24 protein-coding genes and 1 tRNA gene are annotated in these 23,317 nt (G+C 57.9%); 7 read left to right on the forward strand and 18 right to left on the reverse strand.

The window, feature by feature from the left end:
• Positions 1-7: 7 nt before the first annotated feature.
• The gene (locus ACH2ED_RS01330) at positions 8-2,005 is read left to right on the forward strand and encodes an NAD(+) synthase (RefSeq protein ID WP_395088392.1); all 1,998 of its coding nucleotides are present in this window, start codon (positions 8-10) and stop codon (positions 2,003-2,005) included.
• A 13-nt stretch (positions 2,006-2,018) separates the two neighbouring features.
• Positions 2,019-3,722, forward strand: coding sequence for an exo-alpha-sialidase (locus ACH2ED_RS01335; RefSeq protein WP_395088393.1), 1,704 nt, complete (start codon positions 2,019-2,021; stop codon positions 3,720-3,722).
• Here the strand turns inward: ACH2ED_RS01335 and ACH2ED_RS01340 are convergent.
• Positions 3,719-4,273 carry a matrixin family metalloprotease gene (locus tag ACH2ED_RS01340; protein WP_395088394.1) on the reverse strand — a complete coding sequence of 185 codons (555 nt, stop codon included), beginning with the start codon at positions 4,271-4,273 and terminating at the stop codon, positions 3,719-3,721. The two genes, ACH2ED_RS01335 and ACH2ED_RS01340, sit on opposite strands and share 4 nt — an antisense overlap.
• 44 nt (positions 4,274-4,317) lie before the next feature.
• Between ACH2ED_RS01340 and ACH2ED_RS01345 the strand changes: the two genes are divergently transcribed.
• On the forward strand, positions 4,318-4,884 hold the full coding sequence (locus ACH2ED_RS01345) for a DUF72 domain-containing protein (protein ID WP_395088395.1): 567 nt from the start codon (positions 4,318-4,320) through the stop codon (positions 4,882-4,884).
• A complete protein-coding gene (locus tag ACH2ED_RS01350; protein WP_395088396.1) occupies positions 4,838-5,023 on the forward strand; it encodes a hypothetical protein in 186 nt (61 codons plus the stop codon). The genes ACH2ED_RS01345 and ACH2ED_RS01350 overlap by 47 nt, the downstream gene beginning before the upstream one ends.
• On the opposite strand, the gene ACH2ED_RS01355 is transcribed toward ACH2ED_RS01350, so the two are convergent.
• Positions 5,015-5,371, reverse strand: coding sequence for a CBS domain-containing protein (locus tag ACH2ED_RS01355; RefSeq protein ID WP_395088397.1), 357 nt, complete (start codon positions 5,369-5,371; stop codon positions 5,015-5,017). The two genes, ACH2ED_RS01350 and ACH2ED_RS01355, sit on opposite strands and share 9 nt — an antisense overlap.
• A gap of 68 nt (positions 5,372-5,439) precedes the next feature.
• On the opposite strand from ACH2ED_RS01355, the gene ACH2ED_RS01360 reads away from it, so the two are divergent.
• Positions 5,440-6,819, forward strand: coding sequence for a hypothetical protein (locus ACH2ED_RS01360; protein ID WP_395088398.1), 1,380 nt, complete (start codon positions 5,440-5,442; stop codon positions 6,817-6,819).
• A 136-nt stretch (positions 6,820-6,955) separates the two neighbouring features.
• On the opposite strand, the gene ACH2ED_RS01365 is transcribed toward ACH2ED_RS01360, so the two are convergent.
• From ACH2ED_RS01365 to ACH2ED_RS01400, 8 genes are all read right to left on the reverse strand, one after another.
• Positions 6,956-7,120 (reverse strand): hypothetical protein, encoded by a 165-nt coding sequence (locus ACH2ED_RS01365; protein ID WP_395088399.1) that lies wholly within the window; start codon positions 7,118-7,120, stop codon positions 6,956-6,958.
• Positions 7,121-7,197: 77 nt separating this feature from the next.
• A complete protein-coding gene (fusA, locus tag ACH2ED_RS01370) occupies positions 7,198-9,351 on the reverse strand; it encodes an elongation factor G (protein ID WP_395088400.1) in 2,154 nt (717 codons plus the stop codon).
• A 107-nt stretch (positions 9,352-9,458) separates the two neighbouring features.
• Positions 9,459-9,929, reverse strand: a complete 471-nt coding sequence (gene rpsG, locus ACH2ED_RS01375) for a 30S ribosomal protein S7 (RefSeq protein ID WP_309696883.1) — start codon at positions 9,927-9,929, stop codon at positions 9,459-9,461.
• Between the two features lie 3 nt (positions 9,930-9,932).
• A complete protein-coding gene (gene rpsL / locus ACH2ED_RS01380; protein ID WP_184199401.1) occupies positions 9,933-10,340 on the reverse strand; it encodes a 30S ribosomal protein S12 in 408 nt (135 codons plus the stop codon).
• A gap of 294 nt (positions 10,341-10,634) precedes the next feature.
• Positions 10,635-10,937, reverse strand: coding sequence for a gluconate 2-dehydrogenase subunit 3 family protein (locus ACH2ED_RS01385; protein WP_395088401.1), 303 nt, complete (start codon positions 10,935-10,937; stop codon positions 10,635-10,637).
• Positions 10,938-10,952: 15 nt separating this feature from the next.
• Positions 10,953-11,360 (reverse strand): hypothetical protein, encoded by a 408-nt coding sequence (locus ACH2ED_RS01390; RefSeq protein WP_395088402.1) that lies wholly within the window; start codon positions 11,358-11,360, stop codon positions 10,953-10,955.
• Positions 11,360-11,818, reverse strand: a complete 459-nt coding sequence (locus tag ACH2ED_RS01395; protein ID WP_395088403.1) for a hypothetical protein — start codon at positions 11,816-11,818, stop codon at positions 11,360-11,362. Before ACH2ED_RS01395 ends, ACH2ED_RS01390 begins: the two co-directional genes overlap by 1 nt.
• Before the next feature lie 3 nt (positions 11,819-11,821).
• The gene (locus tag ACH2ED_RS01400) at positions 11,822-12,253 is read right to left on the reverse strand and encodes a hypothetical protein (RefSeq protein WP_395088404.1); all 432 of its coding nucleotides are present in this window, start codon (positions 12,251-12,253) and stop codon (positions 11,822-11,824) included.
• A gap of 73 nt (positions 12,254-12,326) precedes the next feature.
• On the opposite strand from ACH2ED_RS01400, the gene ACH2ED_RS01405 reads away from it, so the two are divergent.
• Positions 12,327-13,679: a sulfatase gene (locus ACH2ED_RS01405; protein WP_395088405.1), complete on the forward strand. Its 1,353-nt coding sequence runs from the start codon at positions 12,327-12,329 to the stop codon at positions 13,677-13,679.
• 3 nt (positions 13,680-13,682) lie between these two features.
• Here ACH2ED_RS01405 and ACH2ED_RS01410 read toward each other — a convergent pair whose 3' ends face one another.
• From ACH2ED_RS01410 to ACH2ED_RS01420, 3 genes are all read right to left on the reverse strand, one after another.
• Complete coding sequence (locus tag ACH2ED_RS01410; protein WP_395088406.1) at positions 13,683-15,053, reverse strand: prepilin peptidase; 1,371 nt, start codon at positions 15,051-15,053, stop codon at positions 13,683-13,685.
• A gap of 82 nt (positions 15,054-15,135) precedes the next feature.
• Positions 15,136-16,395: a type II secretion system F family protein gene (locus ACH2ED_RS01415; protein ID WP_395088407.1), complete on the reverse strand. Its 1,260-nt coding sequence runs from the start codon at positions 16,393-16,395 to the stop codon at positions 15,136-15,138.
• 111 nt (positions 16,396-16,506) lie between these two features.
• The gene (locus ACH2ED_RS01420; protein WP_395088408.1) at positions 16,507-17,631 is read right to left on the reverse strand and encodes a hypothetical protein; all 1,125 of its coding nucleotides are present in this window, start codon (positions 17,629-17,631) and stop codon (positions 16,507-16,509) included.
• Positions 17,632-17,707: 76 nt separating this feature from the next.
• Between ACH2ED_RS01420 and ACH2ED_RS01425 the strand changes: the two genes are divergently transcribed.
• Positions 17,708-17,781, forward strand: a tRNA-Pro gene (locus ACH2ED_RS01425).
• A 21-nt stretch (positions 17,782-17,802) separates the two neighbouring features.
• Here the strand turns inward: ACH2ED_RS01425 and lpxD are convergent.
• The 5 genes from lpxD to ACH2ED_RS01450 all read right to left on the reverse strand — a co-directional run bounded on the left by lpxD (position 17,803) and on the right by ACH2ED_RS01450 (position 23,309).
• A complete protein-coding gene (lpxD, locus tag ACH2ED_RS01430) occupies positions 17,803-18,864 on the reverse strand; it encodes a UDP-3-O-(3-hydroxymyristoyl)glucosamine N-acyltransferase (protein WP_395088409.1) in 1,062 nt (353 codons plus the stop codon).
• Positions 18,861-19,871, reverse strand: coding sequence for a hypothetical protein (locus ACH2ED_RS01435; protein ID WP_395088410.1), 1,011 nt, complete (start codon positions 19,869-19,871; stop codon positions 18,861-18,863). Before ACH2ED_RS01435 ends, lpxD begins: the two co-directional genes overlap by 4 nt.
• Before the next feature lie 190 nt (positions 19,872-20,061).
• Positions 20,062-20,724 carry an OmpH family outer membrane protein gene (locus ACH2ED_RS01440; RefSeq protein WP_395088411.1) on the reverse strand — a complete coding sequence of 221 codons (663 nt, stop codon included), beginning with the start codon at positions 20,722-20,724 and terminating at the stop codon, positions 20,062-20,064.
• Between the two features lie 48 nt (positions 20,725-20,772).
• Positions 20,773-22,656: an outer membrane protein assembly factor gene (locus ACH2ED_RS01445; protein WP_395088412.1), complete on the reverse strand. Its 1,884-nt coding sequence runs from the start codon at positions 22,654-22,656 to the stop codon at positions 20,773-20,775.
• A 5-nt stretch (positions 22,657-22,661) separates the two neighbouring features.
• On the reverse strand, positions 22,662-23,309 hold the full coding sequence (locus ACH2ED_RS01450) for a sigma-70 family RNA polymerase sigma factor (RefSeq protein WP_395088413.1): 648 nt from the start codon (positions 23,307-23,309) through the stop codon (positions 22,662-22,664).
• Positions 23,310-23,317: the final 8 nt, after the last annotated feature.

Consider the following 23,317-nt stretch of genomic DNA (forward strand, 5'->3'; position numbering starts at 1 on the left):
TAATCCCATGTTGCCGTTTTTTAACCCGTACCGCCACGGCTTGGTTCGCGCGGCGGTCTGTATTCCTCTGGTGCGCGTCGCGGATCCCGCGTTCAATGCGGAGCGGACGATTGCGCTGGCCGCCCGCGCCTCGGAGCAGCACGCCGCTGTGGCGCTCTTCCCAGAGCTTGGGCTCTCGGCCTACTCCTGTGAGGATCTATTTCACCAGAGCGCTCTCCTAGACGCGACGCAGCGTGCACTTGCCTCTGTGATCGCGGCGAGCGCCGCGTGGGAGACGGTGCTACTGATCGGCTTGCCGCTGCGTGTGGAACAGTGCCTACTCAATGTCTGCGCCGTGGTGCAACGTGGCAAGGTTCTGGGGCTGGTTCCCAAGACCTATCTGCCCAGCTACCGGGAGTTCTACGAGAAGCGCCAGTTCGCCTCAGGCCGTGATGTGGTCACCCGCGACGTGAGCTTGCTGGGAAGCACGGTTCCACTCGGCTCGGATCTCGTCTTTACTTGCACAAATCTGCCGGACTTTACGCTTCATGTCGAGATCTGCGAGGATGTCTGGACACCGCTGCCGCCCTCCACGTTTGGTGCCCTTGCCGGGGCGACTGTCTTAGCCAACCTCTCGGCGAGCAATATCACTGTGGGCAAAGCGGAGTACCGAAAGGCACTGGCATCGGGCCAGTCCGCGCGCTGTCTGTCTGCCTATCTCTACTCGGCGGCGGGGCCGGGTGAGAGCACCAATGACTTAGCCTGGGATGGCCACGCGCTGGTCTATGAAAACGGCACGAAGCTGGCCGAGTCCGAGCGTTTCTCCGAGGACGAAGATCTGATTCTGGCCGATATTGATCTGGAGCGTCTGGTACAAGAGCGCATGCGCCAGACCAGCTTTGCCGACTCGGTGCACGACCAGCGTGAGAAGCTCGCCACGATGCGCCGGGTTGCGTTTACCTTTGAGCCGCCGCTCACGGAGACAAAGCTCCTCCGCCCTGTTGAGCGCTTCCCGTTTGTCCCGGATGACGCGGCCGTGCGCGATGCCCACTGCTACGAAGCTTATAATATTCAAGTCCACGGTCTGCACAAGCGCTTGCAGAGCGCCAAGATCGAGAAGATCGTGATTGGGGTCTCGGGCGGGCTGGACTCGACGCACGCGCTGATTGTCGCCTGCAACACGATGGACAAGCTGGGTCTGCCCCGCACGAATATTCTCGCCTACACGATGCCCGGTTTTGCCACCAGCGACCACACCAAGTCCAATGCCCATGCACTCATGGCGGCGCTCGGTGTCACAGCGACCGAGCTGGACATTCGCCCGTCGTGCTTGCAGATGTTAAAAGACCTCGGCCACCCGTTTCATGCGGGCGAGCCGGTCTACGACATTACTTTTGAGAACGTGCAAGCGGGCGAGCGCACCAGCCATCTCTTCCGGCTCGCCAACTTCCACAACGGCATTGTGCTCGGCACCGGTGACCTCTCCGAGCTTGCGCTAGGCTGGTGCACCTACGGCGTCGGGGATCACATGAGCCACTACAATGTGAATGCCTCCGTCCCTAAAACCCTCATCCAGTATCTCATCCGCTGGGTCGCGACCAAGGGCTTATTTGGTGAGGAGGCCAGCCGCATTCTTATCAGCATCGCCGACACGGAGATCTCCCCTGAGCTAATCCCTGGCGGAGATTCGAGTGACAAGCCCGCACAAAAAACCGAGGAGAAGATCGGGCCGTATGCGCTGCAAGACTTTAACCTCTACTACATCACGCGCTTTGGCTTCACCCCCAGCAAAGTCGCCTATCTCTCAGCCAGTGTCGGGGATTCCTACGACCTGCCGACGATCAAAAAATGGCTCGAAGTCTTTCTCTGGCGCTTCTTTAAAACCAGCCAGTTCAAGCGCACTTGCGTCCCTAACGGCCCCAAAGTCGGCAGCGGCGGCAGCCTCTCACCCCGAGGAGACTGGCGCGCCCCCTCAGACTCGGAAGCGACCCTGTGGCTTGAGGAACTACGGGCGAATGTTCCGTGATTAGGATTTAAACATGACCCAAGACGTTCTATGGAAGAGTGGCCAGGGCGGCTACAAGTCCTACCGAATTCCGGCGCTGGCAGTGACAACAAAAGGCACCGTGCTGGCGTTTTGCGAAGGGCGGCGTGCGGGGGCAGGGGATAGCGGGGCGATTGAGATTCTCCTGCGTCGCTCGGTAGATAATGGCGCGAGCTGGAGCGAGCAGCAGGTTGTCTGGGCCGATGTGGGCAATACCTGCGGCAACCCATCGCCTGTAGTGGACAGGCAAACAGGGATGATCTGGCTCCTGCTCACCTGGAACCGAGGCGACGACAAAGAGCCGCAGATTATCGCCCAGACCAGTAAGGACACGAGAAGAGTTTTTGTCACGTCATCGGTAGATGATGGTAGCACTTGGACGACCCCACGCGAGATCACGGCGGATGTGAAACTCCCCGAGTGGACGTGGTACGCAACGGGACCGGGCGCGGGGATTCAGCTTGAAAAAAACGGGCGTCTGGTGATTCCCTGCGACCATATCGAGGCCAAGACCAAGCGCTATTTTTCGCATGTGATCTACAGCGATGACCACGGGGCGAGCTGGAAACGGGGCGGCACGCCGCCGCGTGATCAGGTGAACGAGTGCGAAGTGGTCGAGCGCAGCGACGGCAGCCTGCTGCTCAACATGCGTAGCTACGATCTGGCTTCGAGGGCGCGACAGGTAGCAGTCAGTAAAGACGGAGGACTGACTTGGAGCGACCAGCGCCCGGATTTTGCGCTCATCGAGCCTATTTGCCAGGCCAGCATCCGGCGCGCCGATACGAAAACGATTGTCTTCTCCAACCCCGCCAGCCGGGAGGGGCGTAAAAATCTCACCGTGCGTGCCAGTGAGGATGATGGCAAGACCTGGGAGCGACGGCTGACGCTGCATGCCGGGCCGAGTGCGTACTCGGACTTGGCTTCGCTGAAGAACAACACGCTCGGTTGTCTGTATGAGTGTGGCGAGAAAAGTGCCTATGAGACAATCACACTCGCCCGTTTTGCACTCAAAGACCTGCCCCGAGTGCCGACCCTCTTTCTGGCAGGCGACTCCACGATGGCCGAGAAACTCCCCGACAAGCGCCCCGAGACCGGCTGGGGCGAGGGACTGCGGCTCTTTGTGGACGAGAGCAAGCTGCGAATCGAGAATCACGCGATCAATGGGCGAAGCACCAAGAGCTTTTTGGCCGAAAAACGCTGGGAGGCGCTGCTTGCCCGTGTGCAGAAAGGCGACTGGGTCTTTATTCAGTTTGGTCACAACGACCAGTCCAAAGAGAAAGGCGAGCGCTACACCCCCCCAGAAGACTACAAGGCAAATCTCACGCGTTTTGTTTCCGATGTCCGCAAGCGGGGCGCGAACCCCGTGCTCCTGACCCCGGTGATGCGTCGCCGCTTCGATGCGCAAGGGCAGTTCTATGATACGCACGGTGTCTACCCAGACTTGGTGCGTGACGTTGCTACGGCGACGAAAACACCTCTGATAGACCACCAGCGACTGAGCGAGAAAGTTCTGCGTTCGCTTGGTGCAGAGCCATCGCGCAAGCTGTTCCTGCAGCTCAAGCCGGACGAGAACCCTCACTATCCCAAGGGGGTCGAGGATAACACGCACTTTAATACGGAAGGGGCAAGAGCGATGGCGGCGCTCGTCGTTGAGGCGCTACGTGAGTCTAAGCTCGCACTGACAGAGGCGCTCCTCTAGCGGTAGGCTAGCAGCAGGGTATTGCGGTCACGAGTGGTAATGGCGAGCTGGGGACCGGGGGCTTCGTACATCAAATCGTCTGTGCTTGGGCTGTGGCCGGAAATCCCAAGCGCATGACCTAGCTCGTGGGCGGCGATCAGGGTCAGCCAGTCCTCTTCCAGCCCGGAGTTGAGCAAAGTCAGTGCGCTCTGAAGCTCCTGCGTGCTCGCGTCCGCCATCACGGTTGTCTTTCCCTGAGAGCCATCCAGCACGGCCGGGGAAGCTAGGCGCACCACAATAGGCGCCTCCGGCGAGCTTGAGCGAATGAGCGTGACCTTGCCCAGGAGCGCTTCGTTCCAGAGGTGCATGGCGTACTCTATTTTCTGTGCCTGCACCTCGGTCATATTGTCGAGCCAGACCGCCACACGGGGCTGGGGCCAGTGGCGCAATGAGCGCAGCGAGGAGGCATAGTTGGGGGTAAGATCAGAGCTGGGGGGCGACAGCGTTGACGAGCGCACGGTTCCCGCAGCACAGCCACCACAGACAAATAACAGAAATACTCCGAGTCGCATAGTGTAAAAACTATAACGGTGTAAACTTTAGAGGACAAGGTTCGATGGAGAAAACACGCATCTATACGGGGACAATGGGCTGGTCTTACCCCGATTGGGAGGGGCCTTTCTACGCGCTCGGCACCTCTAACTCCCGTCTGCTCACCGAGTACGCCAAAGTATTCGATGCGATTGAGCTGGACACAACTTTCTACGCATCGCCTCGGGAGAGCACGCTGTCACAATGGGATCGGCAAACCCCAGAGGGTTTCAAGTTCTCCGCCAAAGTCCCCCGGCTTATCACCCACGAGCGTCGCCTGGTCGGTCCGGCCTCGGTAAAAGAGGCACGCGACTTCGGGCTGCTGCTGCACGCGGGACTGGGAAAGAAATTAGGCCGCTTGATCTTACAGCTCCCCCCCGACTTTGGCCGGGGGGAAGCCCGTAACCTACTCATCTTTGCCGATGCCCTCACCGAACTCTCCCTGCCGTGGGCCGTTGAGCTGCGTGAGAGCGGCTGGCAGCAAACCCCGATCGCCTCGCAGCTCGCGGAGCGGGGAAAACTGTGTCGAGCGCTTCGATCAGCGCGTGATTCCGCGCGATACGGAACTAGATCACTGGGCCGAGCAGCTTAAAGCCGCTACGGGCACGGTCTTTGTCCACGTCCGCAACTTCTACGAAGGCCACGCTCCTGCAACACTAATGGCGCTACGTCACCGCCTGGGACTCTCCACACCCACACCACCCGGCCAGCAGCAAATGAGCTTATTTTAGCTCGCCCCGTGTTACGACGCCCTGATACACATTTCCCGCCACCACGGGCAGTGCGAGAACCCCTTTGTGCTCCAGTGCGGCTAGCGCTTCCGCCACGGTTGTCTCGGGATGAAGCGGGCGGGTGGGGCGCACGTACGGCCCCACTTGTAGCGTCGAAAGATCCACGCCGGAGGGAATGAGCGACGACTCCAGCATTTGGGCGTTGAGCATGCCCATGTACATCTCATCGCCCACCAGCACCACGGTCTGGAGCGGGTCGGCCTGCATTAAGGCAATGGCATTCTCAAGGCTATCCTGAGGATCAACGATGGGGACGCTACGAAGGGTAACATCGGCGAGTGTGGTCATGGGCTTCTCTTCGGCTTTTCTAGCCCGTTTTCCTGCAACCAAATACAGCTTGCGGCATACTAATGCCCATGAGCAAAGTAAAACGTACTCTTGGAATCGGCTGCACAAGCACCCTCGCGGTTCTCATCGGGCTGGGTGGAGCTGTCTGGATTCGTGGCAACGCCGCCCCGGACTACAAAATCCCCGAGTGGAAACTCCCCACGCCTAACGCCTACGACACACTGAAAGAGGCTAAGAAAGTCGAGATTACCAAGTTTGGGGATATTGTCACGTCGCCCATGACTCGCTTCGATAAGAAATTAGGGAAGTCGGTGCCGGAGAAGCCGCAGCCGCTGGAGGGGCGTAAAGTGCTTCTGGAGAAAAACAAAGCCGCTATCGCTAAGCTTCGCGAGGCACTGGTGCAAGACTACGCTGCCCCGGCGAAGTATGGTGATCTGGGGACAAGCTTTCCTGCGTTTGCCAATCACCGCGAGCTTGCCCGTATGCTGAGCTTCGCCAGCCGTACCTACGCCGACCTGGGACAGAAAGACAAGGCGGCAGAGTGCGCAGTTGACGCTATCGAGCTTGGGATACTTATTTCACACCGGAGCCACCTGATCGGCGACTTAGTGGGGATCGCTTGCGAGGCCATTGGGCGAAAGCCTCTCTGGGAGCTTGCCGACGGTTTGGATGCAAAGACCGCACGCGCCACAGTCACTCGTCTGGAAGCGCTGGAGCCGAAGCGCTATTCGTTCCAGAGTGTGCTCCTGGATGAGCGGGACTATACACAATCCAATAGCTTTACGGTGATGCGGAGGAATGCGTGGGAGCTTGGACAAGTCTACACGGAGAACGAGACGGTAGAATCCTTTATGACAGTCATGCCAGGAATGAAGGGCTCTGAAAAACCCAGTGTGGCGGAGCGGACTCTGGCACGTTCCCTGATGACCGCTCAGCTTCTCTGGCACACGAAAAAGCGTATCTTTGCCGAGAGTGGGCGCTACATGGTCGAGCTTGCCGAGCAGTCGAAGCTTCCGTACGATCCTAAACGGCCCAGCCCTCGCATGCCAGACGATCCCCTAAACGCGATAATGATGCCTGTGTTTGCGCAAGCGGGCCAGAAAGATACCGCGACGCGGGCAGAGACGGCACAGGCGCGGGCCTATCTTGCGATCCGTGCGTTTCGCCTAGAGAAAGGCAGCTACCCGGCGGCGCTCCAGGAACTTGTCACGAACGGCTATCTCAAATCCCTCCCTGACGATCCCTTTGCACCACGCTTCGGGCAATCTTTCGGCTACCGACGTGAGGCAGGCGACAAGTTCACGCTCTGGTCGTGTGGCCCGGATGGCGACGACGACAACGGGCGGGCAATTGTGGGGAGGAACGAAAACGGCACACCGCGCACGAACCCTCACTATGTTCAATTCGGCGACCAGGGCGATATGGTGGCGCGGGTGAACACGTACTAGGCCCCCTCACCCCCGCCCAGCGGGGGGACGATGGGGAATCAGATTCCTTTAATCTCCCCCGTTGGACGGGGGGTGGGGGGCTGGCTTACGAAATCCAGGCACCCTCGGGCTGCTCGGGGCGGTAGCAAACGCCCACCTAGTCCCCGACGAAGTCACTCTCGGCGGTAATGGGCGTGCGGGAGACAAACTCGATAGGCTGGCCACGGTGCGTGGCGAAGCGCACGCGGGCATAGAGTGCGGCGTCACGCTCGATAAAGGCGATCAGAACGCCTGTGGCGGAAAGTTGATTCGTGGCTCTCATATAGAGATTATCGGCAGAAAAAATAAAAACCTCCCCCACACGGTGGTGGGGGAGGCAGTGAGAGGGAGCGGACGATTCTAGTCGTCGTCGCCGCCCTTGCCCTTGCGACCGGACTTGGCCATGATCTCCTCACCGACGTTGCGGGGCACTTCCTCGTAGTGCGAAGGCTCCATCGTCGAGGAAGCGCGGCCCTGGGTCATCGAGCGCAGGTCGCTGATGTAGCCAAACATCTCCGAGAGCGGAATCTTGGCCTTGACGGCGCGGATTCCCCCCATCAGGGTCTCTTGTGACTCGATTATTCCACGGCGGCGGTTCAGGTCACCGATCACGTCCCCAAGGTACTGATCGGGCGTGACGGACTCCACCGACATGATGGGCTCCAGAATGATGGGGAGCGCCTTACGCATTCCCGCACTCATCGCCATACGGCCCGCTTCACGGAACGAGATCTCGTCCGAGTCCACGTCGTGGAAGGAACCGTCAATGACAGTCGCTTTCACGTCCACCACCGGGTAGCCCGCCAGGACGCCGTGGAGGAGAGTGTCCTCACAGCCACGCTGGACAGCGGGGATGAACTCACGCGGAATTGAGCCACCGACGGTCTTATTGATAAACTCAAAGCCCTTACCCTGCTCGTTCGTCTCGACAATGAGCGTGCAGTCGCCGAACTTACCACGGCCACCGGTCTGCTTCTTGAAGAGTCCACGCTCGGTCGCGCTTCCCTTGATCGTCTCACGGTAAGCAACCTGCGGCGTGCCCTGATTGGCCTCGACCTTGAACTCGCGTCGCATACGATCCACGAGAATCTCAAGGTGCAGCTCGCCCATGCCACGGATGATCGTCTGCCCCGTCTCCTGGTCGGTGTGCGTCCGGAAGGTCGGGTCCTCCGCGGAGAGCCGCTGAAGTGCGACACCCATCTTGTCCTGGTCGGCCTTGGTCTTGGGCTCGATGCTCATCTCAATGACGGGCTCGGGGAAGGTCATAGACTCCAGGATAATCGGCTTCTTCTCATCAGCCAGCGTATCGCCCGTCGTGGTGTCAGAAAGACCCACAGCGGCGGCAATATCGCCGGAGTAGACAATATCAATCTCCTCACGCTTGTTGGCGTGCATCTGAAGAATGCGGCTGACGCGCTCTTTCTTGCCCTTGGTTGCATTGTACACATAGCTGCCCTTGGTGAGGGTGCCCGAGTACACACGGAAGAACGTCAGGTTCCCGACGTGCGGGTCGTTCATCAGCTTGAAGGCCAGTGCGGAGAAAGGCTCGTTGTCACCCGGCTTGCGGCTGTCTTCGGCCAGGGTGTCCGGGTTAATGCCAGGCACGGCTTCCACATCCACCGGGGATGGCAGGTAGTAGATGACCGCATCGAGCATGGACTGGACGCCTTTATTCTTGAAAGCGGAGCCACAGATCATCGGAGTGATCTCCATGGACAGCGTCCCCTTACGGATCGCCGCACGGATCTCATCAATGGTCAGCTCCTCGCCTTCCAGATACTTCTCCATGAGAGTTTCATCAATAGTGGCGGCTTCCTCGACCATAAGCGCACGGTACTCATCAACCTGGTCGCGCATGTCGGCGGGAATTTCCACTTCCAGCGGCTTCTTACCGAAGTCATCGGAGTAGTTGTAGGCCTTCATCGTGATCAGATCAACGATGCCCTTAAACTCCGCCTCAGCACCGATAGGGAGCTGGAGTGGGACGGGCTTGGCACCCAGGCGCTCTTTGACCTGCCGGACGACGGTTAAGAAGTCAGCACCCGCGCGGTCCATCTTATTGACGAATGCGACACGAGGCACTTTGTACTTATTGGCCTGACGCCAGACGGTCTCGGACTGGGGCTGGACACCACCCACGGCGCAGAACACTGCAACGGCACCATCCAGAACGCGCATGGAACGCTCCACCTCGACGGTAAAGTCCACGTGGCCGGGGGTGTCAATGATGTTAATACGGTGCGTGTTCTCACGGCCCCCAAGATCGGCTTTTAACGGATCATGGTTGGGCTCTAGACCCCAGAAACAAGTGGTTGCAGCGGAGGTAATAGTGATACCGCGCTCGCGCTCTTGCTCCATCCAGTCCATAGTCGCGGTGCCGTCGTGCACTTCACCGATCTTGTAGTTGACTCCGGTGTAGAGCAGGACGCGCTCTGTGGTCGTGGTCTTGCCTGCATCAATGTGTGCCGCAATACCGATATTTCGCGTGTTTTCGAGAGAAAAGTCTCTAGCCATTTTTCCTGTTTCCTTCCGATGTCTGCCCTACTTCGACCTTGAAATGCCAGACAGCGAAACGCCGCCTGGCCTTTTCGGTCCAGGCGGCGAGGGCTTTGTTAAGCCACCTAGAACCGATAGTGTGAGAATGCCTTGTTGGCCTCGGCCATCTTAAAGCCTTCTTCACGCCGACGAACCGCGCCGCCTTGCTTGTTAGCAGCGTCGAGAATCTCGGCGGAGAGCTTGTCCACCATGCTGCGGCCATTGCGGCGGCGAGCGAAGGTGATCATCCAGCGAATACCCACCGCCTCTTTACGGGGCGACTTGACTTCGATAGGCACCTGGTAGGTTGCACCACCGACACGACGAGGCTTGACCTCGACTACGGGCATGGTGTTGCGAAGGGCCTCGTTGAAGACCTCGATACCAGGACGACCGGCGCGGGCTTCGACTTTTTCGAGGGCATCGTAGAAAATGCGCTCGGCGACCGACTTCTTACCATCCAGCATGAGCCGGTTGATGAAGCGGGAGACCATAACCTGGTTGTAGATAGGGTCCGGCGCGATAACGCGACGCGGTGCAGGGCCTTTGCGTGGCATAGGTTATTTCTTTCCTTTCGCGGGCGCTGCTGCCTGACCGGGCTTGGGCCGCTTGGTGCCGTATTTACTGCGGCTGGACTTGCGGTCCTTGGTTCCTTGAGTATCCAGGGTTCCACGGAGAATATGATAGCGCACACCGGGCAGGTCTTTCACACGACCGCCGCGGATCATGACGACGGAGTGCTCCTGCAGGTTGTGCCCGATCCCCGGGACATACGCGGTGACTTCGATTCCGTTGGTAAGGCGCACACGGGCGATCTTACGCAGAGCCGAGTTCGGTTTCTTGGGGGTCTGAGTACGGACCACCACACAGACGCCGCGCTTCTGAGGATTTCCCTGCATGGCGGGCGACTTGCTCTTTTTGACAACGGGCTTGCGCCCCTTGCGGACTAGCTGACTAATAGTTGGCATAAACGGCCTTAAGCTCCTGAGATTCTTTCACTGCCACCTTCAGGCGACAGGGGAATGCTTTCTACGGGATAAATCGCGCCCCACTGGGCAAACAAAAACCCCGCGAATTCGACGCAATCGTCACACGCAGGGCGAGGGAGGGTTTCAAATGAGGAACTATTTTAGGGTTCGTCTCTTTGCGGTCCGACTCCAGCCTCCTCCGCACACGCGGTGTTAATCTTGTCGTGCATGACGACGGCCTCACCTGCGTCACACAACCTGAACAGTATACCAAAGGCTGTTTGCAGTGTCAAATTAATTTTCCACAAACCCCACGGCCCGCTTGCCCGCCGCGCTTGTCCAGTACGCCTCATGGATGGTTTCGGCAGCGAGCCGGAAGATGGGGGTGGCTTCTAGTTCTGGCGAGAAATCCATGCCCGTCTCGGCGAGGCTATCCAGAAACGCGGCGTAGTCTGCGGCGCGGGGCGCTAGTTCCCGCGCGAGTAGGTTCTCGACAAACGCCACCGCTCCGGTATCTGCACCGCCTGGGGCATCGTCGGGTGGAATCACAATGTCGGCGAAGGCAGCGAGTGTCGCGCGTTGGGTGTCAGTCAGCATGAGGCTATTTTTCGCCTACACGTCGCTATCTTCCTGCTGCCCAAGCCAGCGCCCCAGGAAAAAGCAGCCCAGCGCAAGAATCAGTACCACTCCTGAGAGAATCAAGTTCACTGTGATGGTTGGCGGTTGAGTAAATGCTATCCAGAGCGCGATACCGATCAGCCCGATCAGGCACAGCGCGGCAAGAGACAGGGCGAGGCGGGCGGCGGCACGAAGGCGCAAAAGCGAGAGGAGCCCTCCCAGGCCGCAAAACACGCCCTGGAAGATCCACAAGGCATTGCCAATCGCCCCAATCAGAGTCGGTTCGTGGTTGAGCTGGTAGAAGAAAACCGCTGTTGTCACTCCCCAAAGCAAGGCAAGTGTTGCCACAACCAGCTCAACCACGGAGCGCCTTTGCCGGTGCTGCTGTTTCTGCCTTTGCATCAAGAACTTTCGCCCTCTCGTTGCTTCAGAAACTTCGCGAACCAGAACATCCAGAGACTGAGGAGAATATAGCCGGCTACGTAGAAGGGGTTAGTATTCTGACTGTAGCGTTCCCAAATGCGATAAAGAACGAGTGCCACGAGACAAAGGGAAGCAAGAGCGCTGCCCCACTGGAGCCAGCGTGCGGCGCGGCGCTGGCGACAGAGAAGAAGCACCGCTGCGAGAGTCGTGCAAAACGAAAAAATCAGAACCGTAGGGAGGCTGACGAACCGGTACCAGGGCTGACTGGGTTGGACGGGCTGGGGGTAGAGTTTGTAGATTACCCAGACGACGTAGATCAGGAGGATTGCTCCTGCAAAGAGATGCAGTAAACCGAGAATAATCTCCAGAAGCTGGAGCCTATTTTCCGGGGCTACTCTCTCTTGTTGCTTCTCTTGTTGCTTCTGTTGTAGCACCACAATCTAATCCTTCCCATCCTGGTCTTTTTGTCGCCAGAGCCAGCCCGCAATAAGGAGATGGACGGTACCGATCAGAAACATCCCGCCAATCCAGGCAAGTGTGGCGGGATGAAGGCGCACCGTAGGAGTGCCTATAAGCCAAAAATACACCCCGCCACACCACCAGGCAAGCGTGCAGAGAGCCTCTAGCACTGCGGCGGCACGGCGAAAGCGCAGTAGCAGCGTCAGGCTCGCCCCCAGATAGCCAAGGGTTGCAAGCGAAATGGCCGCTGTGATCAAAACCTGGGCGAGGTTATTCGGGAAGTGGCGCAGTAGTGAGGGGAGAAGGGTGGCAAAGAAGCCACCAGGGAGCAGGTGCATCACCATCAGCACCCAATCCGCCATGGTAAGGCGCGTGTTGCTCGCATCAGGCTTTTTCTGTCTTTGCTGTACCATGCGTCATTTTACACTGGATTCCCTCAAACCCTCTCCTCCTATGGGGAAAGGGGGAAGCGGGTAAAATGCCTCCATGAACATTGTCTTGATCTTCGCGGATGATCTGGCGTATGCCGATGTGGGCTGCTTTGGGGCCAAGGACATTCGGACGCCGGACATTGACTCGCTCGCCCGCGACGGCGTGCGCTTCACGGACTTCTATGTTGCACAGCCCGTGTGCTCTGCCAGCCGGGCGGCGCTGCTCTCAGGGTGCTACTGTGGGCGCGTCGGGATTCAGGGAGCGCTCGGGCCAGCATCGAAGATTGGGATTAGCAGCGGGGAGCTGCTCTTGCCGCAGGTGCTGAAGGCGAAGGGCTACGCAACCGGCATGGTGGGCAAGTGGCATCTGGGGCATCAGCCGGAGTTTAACCCGACGCGACATGGCTTTGATGAGTGGCTGGGCTTGCCCTACTCCAACGACATGTGGCCGGGCCACCCGGACACGCCGCGTGCCTATCCGCCGCTGCCGCTGATGGACGGCGAGAAGCAGGTGCAGGTTATCGAGAACTTGGAGCAGATGGGGAGCCTCATGCAGCGCTATACCGACCGAGCTGTCGGTTTCATCGAGAAGCACGCGACAAAGACACCGTTTTTTCTGTACTTTGCCCACGCCATGCCGCACGTCCCGCTCGCGCCGGGCAAGAAATGGCAGGGCCACTCCAAGCGCGGGGCCTTTGGCGACGTGATCGAGGAGCTAGATGCGAGTGTGGGGCAGCTTCTGGCGGCCCTGAAACGCACCGGAGTGGAGCGCGACACATTGGTGATCTTCACGTCGGACAATGGCCCCTGGCTCAGCTACGGCGAGCACGCGGGAAGCGCGGGGCCATTACGAGAGGGAAAGGGGACGTGCTGGGAGGGCGGCGTCCGTGAGCCGTTTGTGGCGCGCTGGCCTGGGAGAATTCGGGCGGGAAGTGTGATCACAGAGCCCGCGATGACCATTGATCTGTTGCCGACGATTACGACCCTTGCCGGGGCACCACTGCCTAAAAAAAAGATAGATGGCAAAGATATTTGGCCGCTGCTGAGCGGAGATCGTGCGGCGAAGAGTCCGCAGGAGGCGTACTTTTTCTACTACAACAACAACGAGTTACAGGCCGTGCGCTCGGGGCGCTGGAAGGTGATGCTGCCACAGGCCTACCGCACGCTTGGCACGAACCCACCCCGCGCCACGGGCGGCACACCGGTCAAGTACAGGCAGGCGCGTATTGCCCAGCCCCAGCTCTATGACCTCGTCGCCGATCCGGGGGAGACGGTAGATCTGGCGGCGCAGCATCCCAAGGTTGTGAAGCGCCTGCTGGGGCTGGCGGAGAAAGCACGCGAGGAGCTGGGCGACGGCCCGGATCGAATCGGGAAGGGCGTGCGGCTTGTGGGACGCGTCGGTGCATAGCTCCTACTGACCGGGTTTCAGGGGGGGCAGGCCCATGCGGCGACGGGTCCGGGGACTACGCACGTCCAGGTGCAGAGAGTCTTCTTTTTGGGGGAAGGCGAGTTTTTTGTAGCTTTCGACCATCTGTGGGCCAAAGCACATCACAATCATGGCACCGGCTGCCATGAACGGGACAAAGGGAACCCCGTACTTCATGTTGCGTCCACGTAGGAGTGCGAGCCCCCCTCCCACCACAGCCCCGAGAAATGTCGCAAAGACCAGCGAGAGAATCGCCATGCCAGGGCCCAGAATTGCCCCCAGGCCCAGTGCCAGCTTTACATCACCCAGCCCCATCGCACCGTGCTGCCCGGTCTCTGTCTCTCGGGCAAACTCATCGGCCTCTGCGGCAGCAGCGGCAATCTCCGCGTTGGCGGAGGCAGGCAGGCCTAGGTCATCGGAGCGGCCAAAGCGTAGTAGAGTGGCCAGCGGCGCCTCATCACTGCGGCGGGTCATCACAAAGAAGGCGGCGAGAGGGATCACCAAAAAAAGTGCTGCCCAGAGGGGGAACATCGGGGCCATTGCCAGAAACGAGAGCGACGTCAAAAATAATGGGGAGAGCGCCAGTCGGGGAGGTGTGCTCGCGCTGTCCTCGGCGCTAGGCTCGTCGGGGGACTTGTCGGCACCCACAAGGGCCATTCCCTTTTCTGTAGTCGTTTCTAGAGGAGACTCCTCGATAAAGAAACGCCGAATTATTTGGGAGAGGCTCTCCTGCGGCTGGCGTGCGTAGACGATAAAACCCACAAATGAGACAAGAAAGAGCAGGCCACCGTAGCAAGCTGCTCCCACGAGAGAGACCGGCAGCCAGCCAAAGTAGAGGTAATCCTGGGAAAAACGTGCCCACTCATGTTGCGAGGCTGCAATAACCCCACAGGCCAGATCGCGCCCTAGCCCCAGGGCAACCACGAACCACGTCAGCTCATCAGGGGCAAGGAAGTGATCCAGGTCAATAAAGACCAGTGCGATCAGGAGCGCTGCGATCAGCGCAGTGAAGATAAAGTTACATGTCGTCAGCGGTTGGTAGGGCAGCACGATCGAGTGGTACAGCAGGGTCCAGAAGCAGGCTGTAAAGAGCTCCACACAGAAATACCGCCAGGAAATCGGCTCCTTACAGTCACTGCAGCGGGCACGCAAGAACAAAAACGAGAGGAGGGGAATATTCTCCCAGAACGTAATAATATGGTTGCAATTGGGGCAGTGACTTGCGGGTTTAGAGAGATGCTTGCCCAGCGGAAGTCGGTAGATCACCACATTTAAGAACGAGCCGACAATGGCTCCGTAGGCGAAAGCAACGTAGTACCAGAACGAGTCCGGCAGCGCGGGCCACTCAAAATTCATCACTTTATGTTATCGGTAAAACACTGAAAAAACGAACCCTCTCGCACTGCGAGAGGGTTCGTTTCGATTGTGATGTGTTTTATTACTCGCCGTTGTCGCTGGAGAGACCCTGGATGAGACCAGCCAGCGGGAGGAACATCGCGATCACGATATAGCCGACCGTAAAGCCCAGAAAGACAATCAAGACGGGCTCGATGGCGGCGGTTAGTGACGAGATAGCGGCGTCCACTTCCCCGTCGTAGAAGTCCGCGATCTTGGAGAGCATGGTATCGAGCGATCCCGATTCCTGACCAATGGAGATCATCTGGACAACCATGGGAGGGAACATCTTGGACTTGCGTAGTGGCTCGGAGATCACGTCTCCTTCACGGACACGGGCACGGGCATCGAGGATCGCATCGGAGAGGATCTCGTTGGAGACCGTGCCGGCCACCGTTTCCAGTGCCTGGAGGATCGGCACCCCCGAGCTCAGCAGAGTCGAGAGGGTTCTGGAGAAGCGGGCCAGGGCCACCTTGTGGTTGAGTTTTCCGAAGACCGGTATTTTCAGCTTGGCACGATCCGCCACACGCCGACCGAACTTGGTGCGTACAAACATCTTGAAGGCGACAATACAGACCATCACGCTGAGCATCATGATGTACCACTTCTGTACCAAAAAGTCGGACATGGTCTTAAGGAGCATTGTCGGAGCAGGGAAGTCCTCCGCCTTTAATCCGAGGTCAATGAACATCTTCAGAAACTCGGGGACGATACGGATGGTGAGAAAGAGCACGATTCCCAGAGCGACGCAGGAGACGATGGCTGGGTAGGTCATCGCTGCCTTCACTTTACGCCGTAGCTCGACGTCTTTCTCGAGGAAGATCGAAAGGCGCTGGAGAGACTCTTCCAGCACACCACCAACTTCTCCCGCACGGATCAGACCGACAAAGAGGTTGGAGAAGACCGAGGGGTACTTGGACATCGCCTTGGAGAGCATGTTACCTGCCTCGACCTCGGCGCGTAGATCCCCAATAATGCGGCGTAGCTTAGGGGACTGGGACTGCTCCGAGAGAACGTCAAGACAGCGAACCAGCGACACACCAGCATCAATCATGGTGGAGAACTGGCGGCAGAAGATTGAGAGATCGGTCAGCTTGACTTTCTGGAACTTGTCCAGAAAAGTAGGCTGGTTCATAGCGGCCTTCGTCGCTGCTTTTTTCGTCGCTTTTGCGGGAGCTACTTTTTGAACGGTGTAGCCCTGCTCGGTGAGACGCTGGCGCAGCTCAGAGGGAGTAGTGGCATCGCTAGTGCCGGTGAGTGTTTTGCCATCTGCGGCCTTGGCCGTGTATGTGAATGCGGGCATAGAGTATCTTTCTCCTGCAGGTTGATGCCTAGTAAACGTCGTTTCCTGCCCGACGGTTACGGCTCCGCAAAAATCCTTGGACTCTATTATAGGCCACGCAAGGCCCTCTCGTCAATTTTTCCGCCACGGCAGATGAACCGGCACCCGTTTGCCATCTTCTCCTATCGGCCCAGCGCTGGAAAGTTCGTAGATTTTGTCTTTCATTTCATAGCGAAAGGGCTGGCGTGTGTACGGATCAAGCGCCCACTCCCCTAGCTTCAGCACCTCCAGATTTTCTGGCAGTTTCTCCCACTCCCACTTGTACTTGCGGATCGCTGCATGGCAGTAAAGAAGCTGCCAGTTGATGCGATCCTGCACAAATTGCTCGACCGCTGTGGGAAAAGTTGGAGTGAGAGCATTGACTAGCGCGGCTTCCAGTGAACCCTCGGGGAGCTTAGGCTCTGGGGGTAGCGTATTCGGGGCCGAAAGATAGGTCAGAGCACGATCTAGGTTCGCTTGTGCACCTCGGACAAAGGCGGAAAATACTCGCTTCTTTTCAGCGGAATCCCTCTGAAGTGCGGCGATCTGACGCTGCAGGTGCGCTAGTGCAGGATCGTCTTCATCGGAGAATAGCTCCGAAAATACCTCCGCTCCACTTTTCTCCAGTGTCGGAAGTATGCTCTCTACGAAGCGCATCTCACTTGCGATTGCCTTCTCTGCATTGCCTTGGTCGCGCTCGACATGCTCTCTGAGTGTGGCCTGAATGCGATCACAGTCGCGGGGCGTGCACTGCTCCAGGTGGCGCATCACCCTTGCCAGTACGATTGCATCAATCGCTACTCCGACCAATCCGCCGATCAGTATCTCACCCTTAGGAGCACTGCCCAGTCGTAGGCCTTGGGAAAAGCTCACCAGTGCGGCTGCCGTTCGGCCTTCCGCGAACAAGAGATGCATCTCTGCGTTGAGCAGCCGGGCACAATCGCGGAAGCCAGCGAACTCGGGGAAGGTGGTTGCGGCAGTCAGCTCACGAACGGGTGAGAGTATTGGTTTGAGCATCGCAGCATCAATCAGCGCTCTTGCCTGTCGAACAGGCGTATCGCCGAGAGCTCGGCGGCGGCTCGTGAGAGTGCTTTTTTGTTGTGCCTCGTCCCAGAGCGCGCTGGTTTTGAGGAGCTCAGCGGCACGGACAAGGTCTTCGTAGCCGTTCTGACCGGTCAGCTTGGGGAACAGCTGGAAAAGAATAGATTTTTCTTGCACAGAAATCTTAACGCAGAACAGAGGGGAATGGTTGCGGGTTCACCTATGAGGTGATACTATTGCCCTTGCATCTTTTCGGGGCGTGGCGCAGCTTGGTAGCGCGTCTGAATGGGGTTCAGAAGGTCGCACGTTCGAATCGTGTCGCCCCGATTAGAAAAGTCTTCCGCTTCCTCAAGCGGAGGACTTTTCTTTTTCTAGCTGTACGAGACGCTTCTCTAGGTCACGCACTTTCTTGAGCATGTCGGGCAGGCGGTGCATCGCGGCCTGCGCCTTGAGAACTTCTTTGTGAGGGCGGGCAGGGAACCCGGAGACAAAAGAGCCCTCCGGCAGGTCGTGGATCGCGCCGCCGCGTCCGGCGATCACAGAGCGTGCGCCGATCTTGACATGCTCTCCCGCCCCCGATTGGCCCGCGAAGACCGAGTAGTCACCCACTTGGACGCCGCCTGCGAGCGCGACTTGTGCGACTAGTAGGCAGTGCTCTCCCACCTGACAGTTGTGAGCCACATGCACCATATTATCTAGTTTAGTGCCATTGCCGATCCGAGTTGTCCCGGTCTTAGCCCGATCAATGGTGCAGTTTGCACCCATCTCTACATCGTCGCCAATGGTGACCGTTCCGATCTGCGGCACTTTCAGGTGCTGGCCACCCACCATCATGTACCCGAAGCCATCTGCCCCGATCACCGTTCCTGAGTGGATGATGGTGCGGCTACCGATCTTGGTGCCATGTAAAAGAGTGACCTGGGGAAACAGGATAGTATCGTCGCCGATCTCCACATTGTTGCCAATATAGCAGAGCGGGTGAATTGTCACGTTCTTTCCCAGTCGGACATTCTCACCAATGACGCTTTGAGCGCCGATAGATACCAAGCTGCCGTACTGAAGATCGCTCCCCAGTACCGCTGTCGGGTGGATGCCGCGTGGCGCGTAGTGCTCTGGTGCAAAGAGGTCTAGGAGTTGAGCAAAAGCCAATCGGGGATTCTCGACACCGATCATTACCTTGGTGTCACCGTTAATAATCGCCGTTTGAGGGGCCAGGATGGCGGAGGCAAGAGAGCGGCGTGCGGTCTCCAGGAAGCGTGGGCTCTCGGCGAAGGTAATATCGCCTGTCTGTGCCTCTTCAATGGAGGCGATCCCACAGATCATGGTCGCTGGGTCGCCAAAGACCTGACCTTGTACGACTGCTGCAATCTCTGCTACCGTCCGGCGGCGCAGTTCTTTTTCTTCAATCACAAGCTTACCCTTATCCAATTTGCAAATTCTGCAGTACGATCTGGCACGCCAGGACGGGGACGAAACGAGATCAAAATGCCCTTGCGTTGGGCGATATCCAGCACCGCTGCACGGACTTCCGCCTCCAGAGCGGAGCGCTCCGTTATGAGTGTTGAGTTGGTCGGAAGCGAGGTGAGCTGCTTGACGGGGGCAGTGTTTTTTGGGGAGGGAGAGGGAGTCAGAGGGGACGTTAGCGGTAGAGAGCCGCTCGCGGCACGCCGCGTCGGAAGCTCCTCTGCCAGCAGTATCTTACCCAGGCTCTCTTCCTGATCTAAGCGTAGAACAAAGCTCTCCGACCGACTCCGCAGGCCTTCGAGATGCTGTGCGATTTGTATCTGGACTTCCGCCTCTCGCTCCTGGGCCCTGAGGAGTCGTTTCTGCTCGGCATCTTTCTGCACCTGTGTAACCTGGGCATCTAGTGTGTCACAGAGAACCTTCAGAACATCCCGCGAGGCGGCGTAGAGCACCCGAGGGTTACGCGGGGGCGACCCTCTTGTCCAGAGAACTTTTGCACGTCGCACTCCGCTCAGAGGATCTGTCTGTATCTCGGCACGTAGTGCGGCGGCCTTCAGCCGAGTGACCTCGGCCTGCACCTTCACAGGATCATCGGGAGCGAGGAGCGTGTCGTTGGCCGGGCTAGCAAGGGCCTGGGATATCTGATATTGGATCTGTGCGAGAGCAAGGTCATCTCTGAGCATCGCCACTTTTTCAGAGACACTACGCTCCGCCTCTAACCGATCTTCCTGTGCCTTAGCTACCGAAGTGCGCCTCTCCTGTACTTCAAACAGTGCCTGACTGATCGCCCAAAAACGTGTCTGACGCTGTTGAAGGCGTTCGGAAAATTCTTGTATTCCCTGGAGGTCGGCTTCCTGTAGTCTCTTTCTTGCTTCTCGTCGGCGCTGTTGGGCCGTCTCCCAGCCGGGAATTTCCGAGAACAGGGACGTCGTAAGAACTGAAGGGAATGTCATTTGTACCCGTGCCGGGATTCCAAGAGGGGAGAAGGTTTTCGGTTTTTTTGTTAACGGACTGTTCACAACCAGAGCATCCAACCTCACCCAAGCCCAGGTAGGCTTGGGCGCAACAAGACGAACAGGAGTAGGTTGACTGCACCCTGTTGCCCCCAGACTGACGACCACCGCGAGCAGCACGTTTGAGCGACTACTTCTGGAGAAGTTTGACCACATCCTCAGTAATATCTGTTGCCGCATAGATCACGACATTCGCGTTGAAGATTAGGGCCAAACTCTTTTCCTGGGCCACTTTCTTCACTGCATCCTTTACGATTTTTTCTAGCTGAGTCTCAAAATTCGTCCCTTTTTCTGTGATACGGCGCTCGTAGTCCGCACCGATCTCATTGAGGATAGGGATCCCCTCGTTCTGAAGGGCATTGAGGCGCTCCAGCTCTTTTTTCTCATCGTCTTTGAGTAGCTGCTGACCGCCTAGGCGGTTTAGGGTTCCAGCACTCTGGTCCGCTTTCTTTTGTAGATCCGCCGCACGGGTCTTCTCCGCAGGGGTGGTCTTGTCGCTTTTTTCGTAGATTGCGGCGAGCTCGGTCATCTCCTGCTTGGTCAAGAAGATAGCATTGCCCTCTTTCAGGCGATTGAAAACACCCAGCATACTGCGCTTGAAAGTCTCAAACTGTCCATCGAGATCTTTCTTGAGCTTAGATTGTTTGGCGCACTCTTGAAAGTCAACAATCCCAAACTGTTGTTGGGCATGTGCGGGAGCTGGAGTGAGCGCGGGAATGCCGACCCCCCCTAGCAGAGTTAAGGCCACAGGGGCGAAGAGACGAAAAGACTGAATAGCTCGTAGGGCTCGCATGCGGTATTGGAGCAAGATCATGGTGAAAAGTTTCTCCTTCTTCTAAAATTAAAACGCCTGCCCAATCGAAAAGTGACTCCGCCCCGCCCCATCGCCAAAGCCGTAGTCGAGACGAACGGGCCCAACGGGAGTTCGAACACGGATGCCTAGACCAAAGCTGGCACGCGGCTTGAAACCGCTTTGCTGCGTGAAGCCTGCGATATTCTCCTGGTTCACCGAGGAGGCCCCCCAGGCATGGCCCACATCCGCAAAGACAACACCCCCGAGCTGGTTTTGCTTATCAAGGGGAATCCGAAGCTCATTGGACAGCAGAAACATGTTATTTCCCCAGAAGCGGTCATCGAAAAAGCCGCGCAGGTTATCCGGCCCTCCCATGAAGAACTGCTCGGAGAAGGCGATATTGCCCGTTGCCGCTCCCACAAGCAAGCGCGAAGCGAGGACACGCTTGCCTTCACGTAGGTTATCTTTGGTACGCTGGCCAGTTAAAGAAGTGTAGCGGCGGTAGTCCAGTGTGTACTTGGCAAAAGCACCCCGCTGGCTTCGGTTCTCAATGAGCAGGCGTGGCTCGCCTGTCTGACCAAACTTGGGGTTGAGGTTGGGCTTCTCGTAGTTGAAGCGGCTGTTTCCCAGCTCGATGGTTGGAGAGAGATAGTAGCCCCGCGCGGGGTCTTGGGCATTATCTGTCGGGTTAGAGATCATGCCAAAAGTCACCGCCGAGATACGTCCATTCTGCACCAGCGAGCCCCGCAGGTTCTTGATATCGTCGTCGCTGAGGGCATCATAGTTCTGCTGGAGGTTGTTGGCCTGGATTCCCTCAACGCGTACTCCGGCAAAGCCACGCGTGAACCGATCTGCGGTTAGAGGACGCGAGAGGTTGAAGCCACCGCCTTTGCGCTCCTCGAAGTACTGGTTATTGGAGAGATCATTGGTGAAGTTCGATGAGAGAATGCGGTTGAAACGGAAGGCGAAGCGGTCGTAGAGGGTGATACTGGCGCTGGTATTGTTCTTGTCCACCCAGGGCTCCGTGAAGCCCATCTCGTAGGAGTTGCGCGAGATTCCCCCCGCCACAGACCACTGAAGATCGAGCCCCTGGCCCTTTCCACGGAAGTTTTGCTCGTTGAGGCTGACCGTGCCGATAAGTCGCTGGCGCGCGGAGTAACCCACCGAGACCCCTACCTGGCCCGTGCGCTGCTCCTGAACTGTCAGGGTGACCTTGGTCTTGTCCAGATCGCTCCCCGGCTCGGCGTTGGTGACGGCATCCACAAAGATATTAAGCCGCATCAGGCGAGAGAGGTCTTCTTGAAGCAAGTTATCGTTGTAGGGACTGCCGATTTTAGTTCGAAGCTCACGCAGAACGACATTTTTAGCTGTCTTTGTGATTCCATCAACCTTGATCTCCTCAACGACAGTCTCCAGAATAGGGATCGTGAGTGTGCGGGTCTTTGGATCCAGAGAGACTTCATCTATCACCACAAGGGCGCGGTAGCCCAGGCTCTGGTAGTGGCGTGGAATCTTGAGGACATCAGCGGAGAGTGTTTTTTGGTTTAGGACACCGCCTGGCTTGGTCGTCAAGAGCTTCAGCAGGTCCTCGTTCTTGATGACTTTGTTGCCCGTAAAGGTGATCACATCCAGGATCGGGTTTTCGGACAGGCTAAAGATCAGCCGGATACGTCGGTCCGGAAGCTCCTCAAAACGCGCAGTGACAGCCGCATAAAAACCCGTGTCTAAAAGCGCCTTTTTGGCGTCTTCGAGACCCTTAAAAGTAAACGGGGAACCGATCTTGAAAACCTTGCCGACTGCCAGTGTTGCCGTCGTCTCATTGGTGTTCTGTCGCCCCGGAAACTGTATCTCCGCGATAGGGCGGCTCTCTTGCGCACAGGCCATGCTGGCCACACTGAGTGCTGCTGCACTTATCCCTAACTTAAACCACATAGTCGCTATAACTCCTCACGCCGCAGCCAGCCCCGGTAGTAGGGCTCCAGCCGCTGGCGTATTTTATTGCGGGCCCGATGCAACCGCGTTTTTACCGCAGGCACCGAGAGACCCAAAATGGCTGCAATCTCCTCGTAGGGCAGATCCTCCCAGAGATCCAGGATCAGCACCTCGCGGTACTCCGAAGGCAGGGCTTCGACCGCTTCTCTAATTTTCTGTCCAAACTCAGTCTCTAGCAGAAGTTTCTCGGGAGCATTACGCCAGTCAGCGACTTCGCGGGATAGCTCACCGGACTCGCTGTCTAGCGTGTTATCGAGCGAGTAGCCCTCCCGCTCCCGCTGACGGCCCTTTTGCTTGTACCAGTTCTTGCACAGGTTGCAGGCGATCTGGTAGAGCCACGTGTAGACCTGGGCATCACGGCGGAACTTCTCCCAGGCCCGCCAGGCATTGACAAAGGTCTCGACCGTTAGATCCTCAGCATCGTCGGGGTTTTCGTTGCCGATCATCCGTAAGATGAGGTTGTAGATACGGAGCTGATACTTCTCCTTGATCTGATCAAAGCTCAGATCCAGGTCTTCTCCTCCTACGGGATGTCCTTCTTTACTCTCCACAATGCCATCTCGGTAGACATCTGTCCCCGGCAAACGTTTCACGCTTTTGT

This window comes from Armatimonas sp. (genome assembly GCF_043757465.1).
In the GTDB taxonomy this organism is placed as follows: Bacteria; Armatimonadota; Armatimonadia; order Armatimonadales; family Armatimonadaceae; genus Armatimonas.

What these genes read in the sequence shown, in the direction of transcription:
- ACH2ED_RS01440 (WP_395088411.1), bottom strand. Translation starts at nt 20,724, where the DNA reads ATGCGAGCCCTACGAGCTATTCAGTCTTTTCGTCTCTTCGCCCCTGTG.
- ACH2ED_RS01405 (WP_395088405.1), top strand. Translation starts at nt 12,327, where the DNA reads ATGAACATTGTCTTGATCTTCGCGGATGATCTGGCGTATGCCGATGTG.
- ACH2ED_RS01415 (WP_395088407.1), bottom strand. Translation starts at nt 16,395, where the DNA reads ATGCCCGCATTCACATACACGGCCAAGGCCGCAGATGGCAAAACACTC.
- ACH2ED_RS01435 (WP_395088410.1), bottom strand. Translation starts at nt 19,871, where the DNA reads ATGACATTCCCTTCAGTTCTTACGACGTCCCTGTTCTCGGAAATTCCC.
- rpsL (WP_184199401.1), bottom strand. Translation starts at nt 10,340, where the DNA reads ATGCCAACTATTAGTCAGCTAGTCCGCAAGGGGCGCAAGCCCGTTGTC.
- ACH2ED_RS01340 (WP_395088394.1), bottom strand. Translation starts at nt 4,273, where the DNA reads ATGCGACTCGGAGTATTTCTGTTATTTGTCTGTGGTGGCTGTGCTGCG.
- ACH2ED_RS01330 (WP_395088392.1), top strand. Translation starts at nt 8, where the DNA reads ATGTTGCCGTTTTTTAACCCGTACCGCCACGGCTTGGTTCGCGCGGCG.
- ACH2ED_RS01360 (WP_395088398.1), top strand. Translation starts at nt 5,440, where the DNA reads ATGAGCAAAGTAAAACGTACTCTTGGAATCGGCTGCACAAGCACCCTC.
- ACH2ED_RS01410 (WP_395088406.1), bottom strand. Translation starts at nt 15,053, where the DNA reads ATGAATTTTGAGTGGCCCGCGCTGCCGGACTCGTTCTGGTACTACGTT.
- ACH2ED_RS01355 (WP_395088397.1), bottom strand. Translation starts at nt 5,371, where the DNA reads ATGACCACACTCGCCGATGTTACCCTTCGTAGCGTCCCCATCGTTGAT.
- ACH2ED_RS01335 (WP_395088393.1), top strand. Translation starts at nt 2,019, where the DNA reads ATGACCCAAGACGTTCTATGGAAGAGTGGCCAGGGCGGCTACAAGTCC.
- fusA (WP_395088400.1), bottom strand. Translation starts at nt 9,351, where the DNA reads ATGGCTAGAGACTTTTCTCTCGAAAACACGCGAAATATCGGTATTGCG.
- ACH2ED_RS01400 (WP_395088404.1), bottom strand. Translation starts at nt 12,253, where the DNA reads ATGGTACAGCAAAGACAGAAAAAGCCTGATGCGAGCAACACGCGCCTT.
- ACH2ED_RS01390 (WP_395088402.1), bottom strand. Translation starts at nt 11,360, where the DNA reads ATGCAAAGGCAGAAACAGCAGCACCGGCAAAGGCGCTCCGTGGTTGAG.
- rpsG (WP_309696883.1), bottom strand. Translation starts at nt 9,929, where the DNA reads ATGCCACGCAAAGGCCCTGCACCGCGTCGCGTTATCGCGCCGGACCCT.
- ACH2ED_RS01385 (WP_395088401.1), bottom strand. Translation starts at nt 10,937, where the DNA reads ATGCTGACTGACACCCAACGCGCGACACTCGCTGCCTTCGCCGACATT.
- ACH2ED_RS01345 (WP_395088395.1), top strand. Translation starts at nt 4,318, where the DNA reads ATGGAGAAAACACGCATCTATACGGGGACAATGGGCTGGTCTTACCCC.
- ACH2ED_RS01365 (WP_395088399.1), bottom strand. Translation starts at nt 7,120, where the DNA reads ATGAGAGCCACGAATCAACTTTCCGCCACAGGCGTTCTGATCGCCTTT.
- ACH2ED_RS01445 (WP_395088412.1), bottom strand. Translation starts at nt 22,656, where the DNA reads ATGTGGTTTAAGTTAGGGATAAGTGCAGCAGCACTCAGTGTGGCCAGC.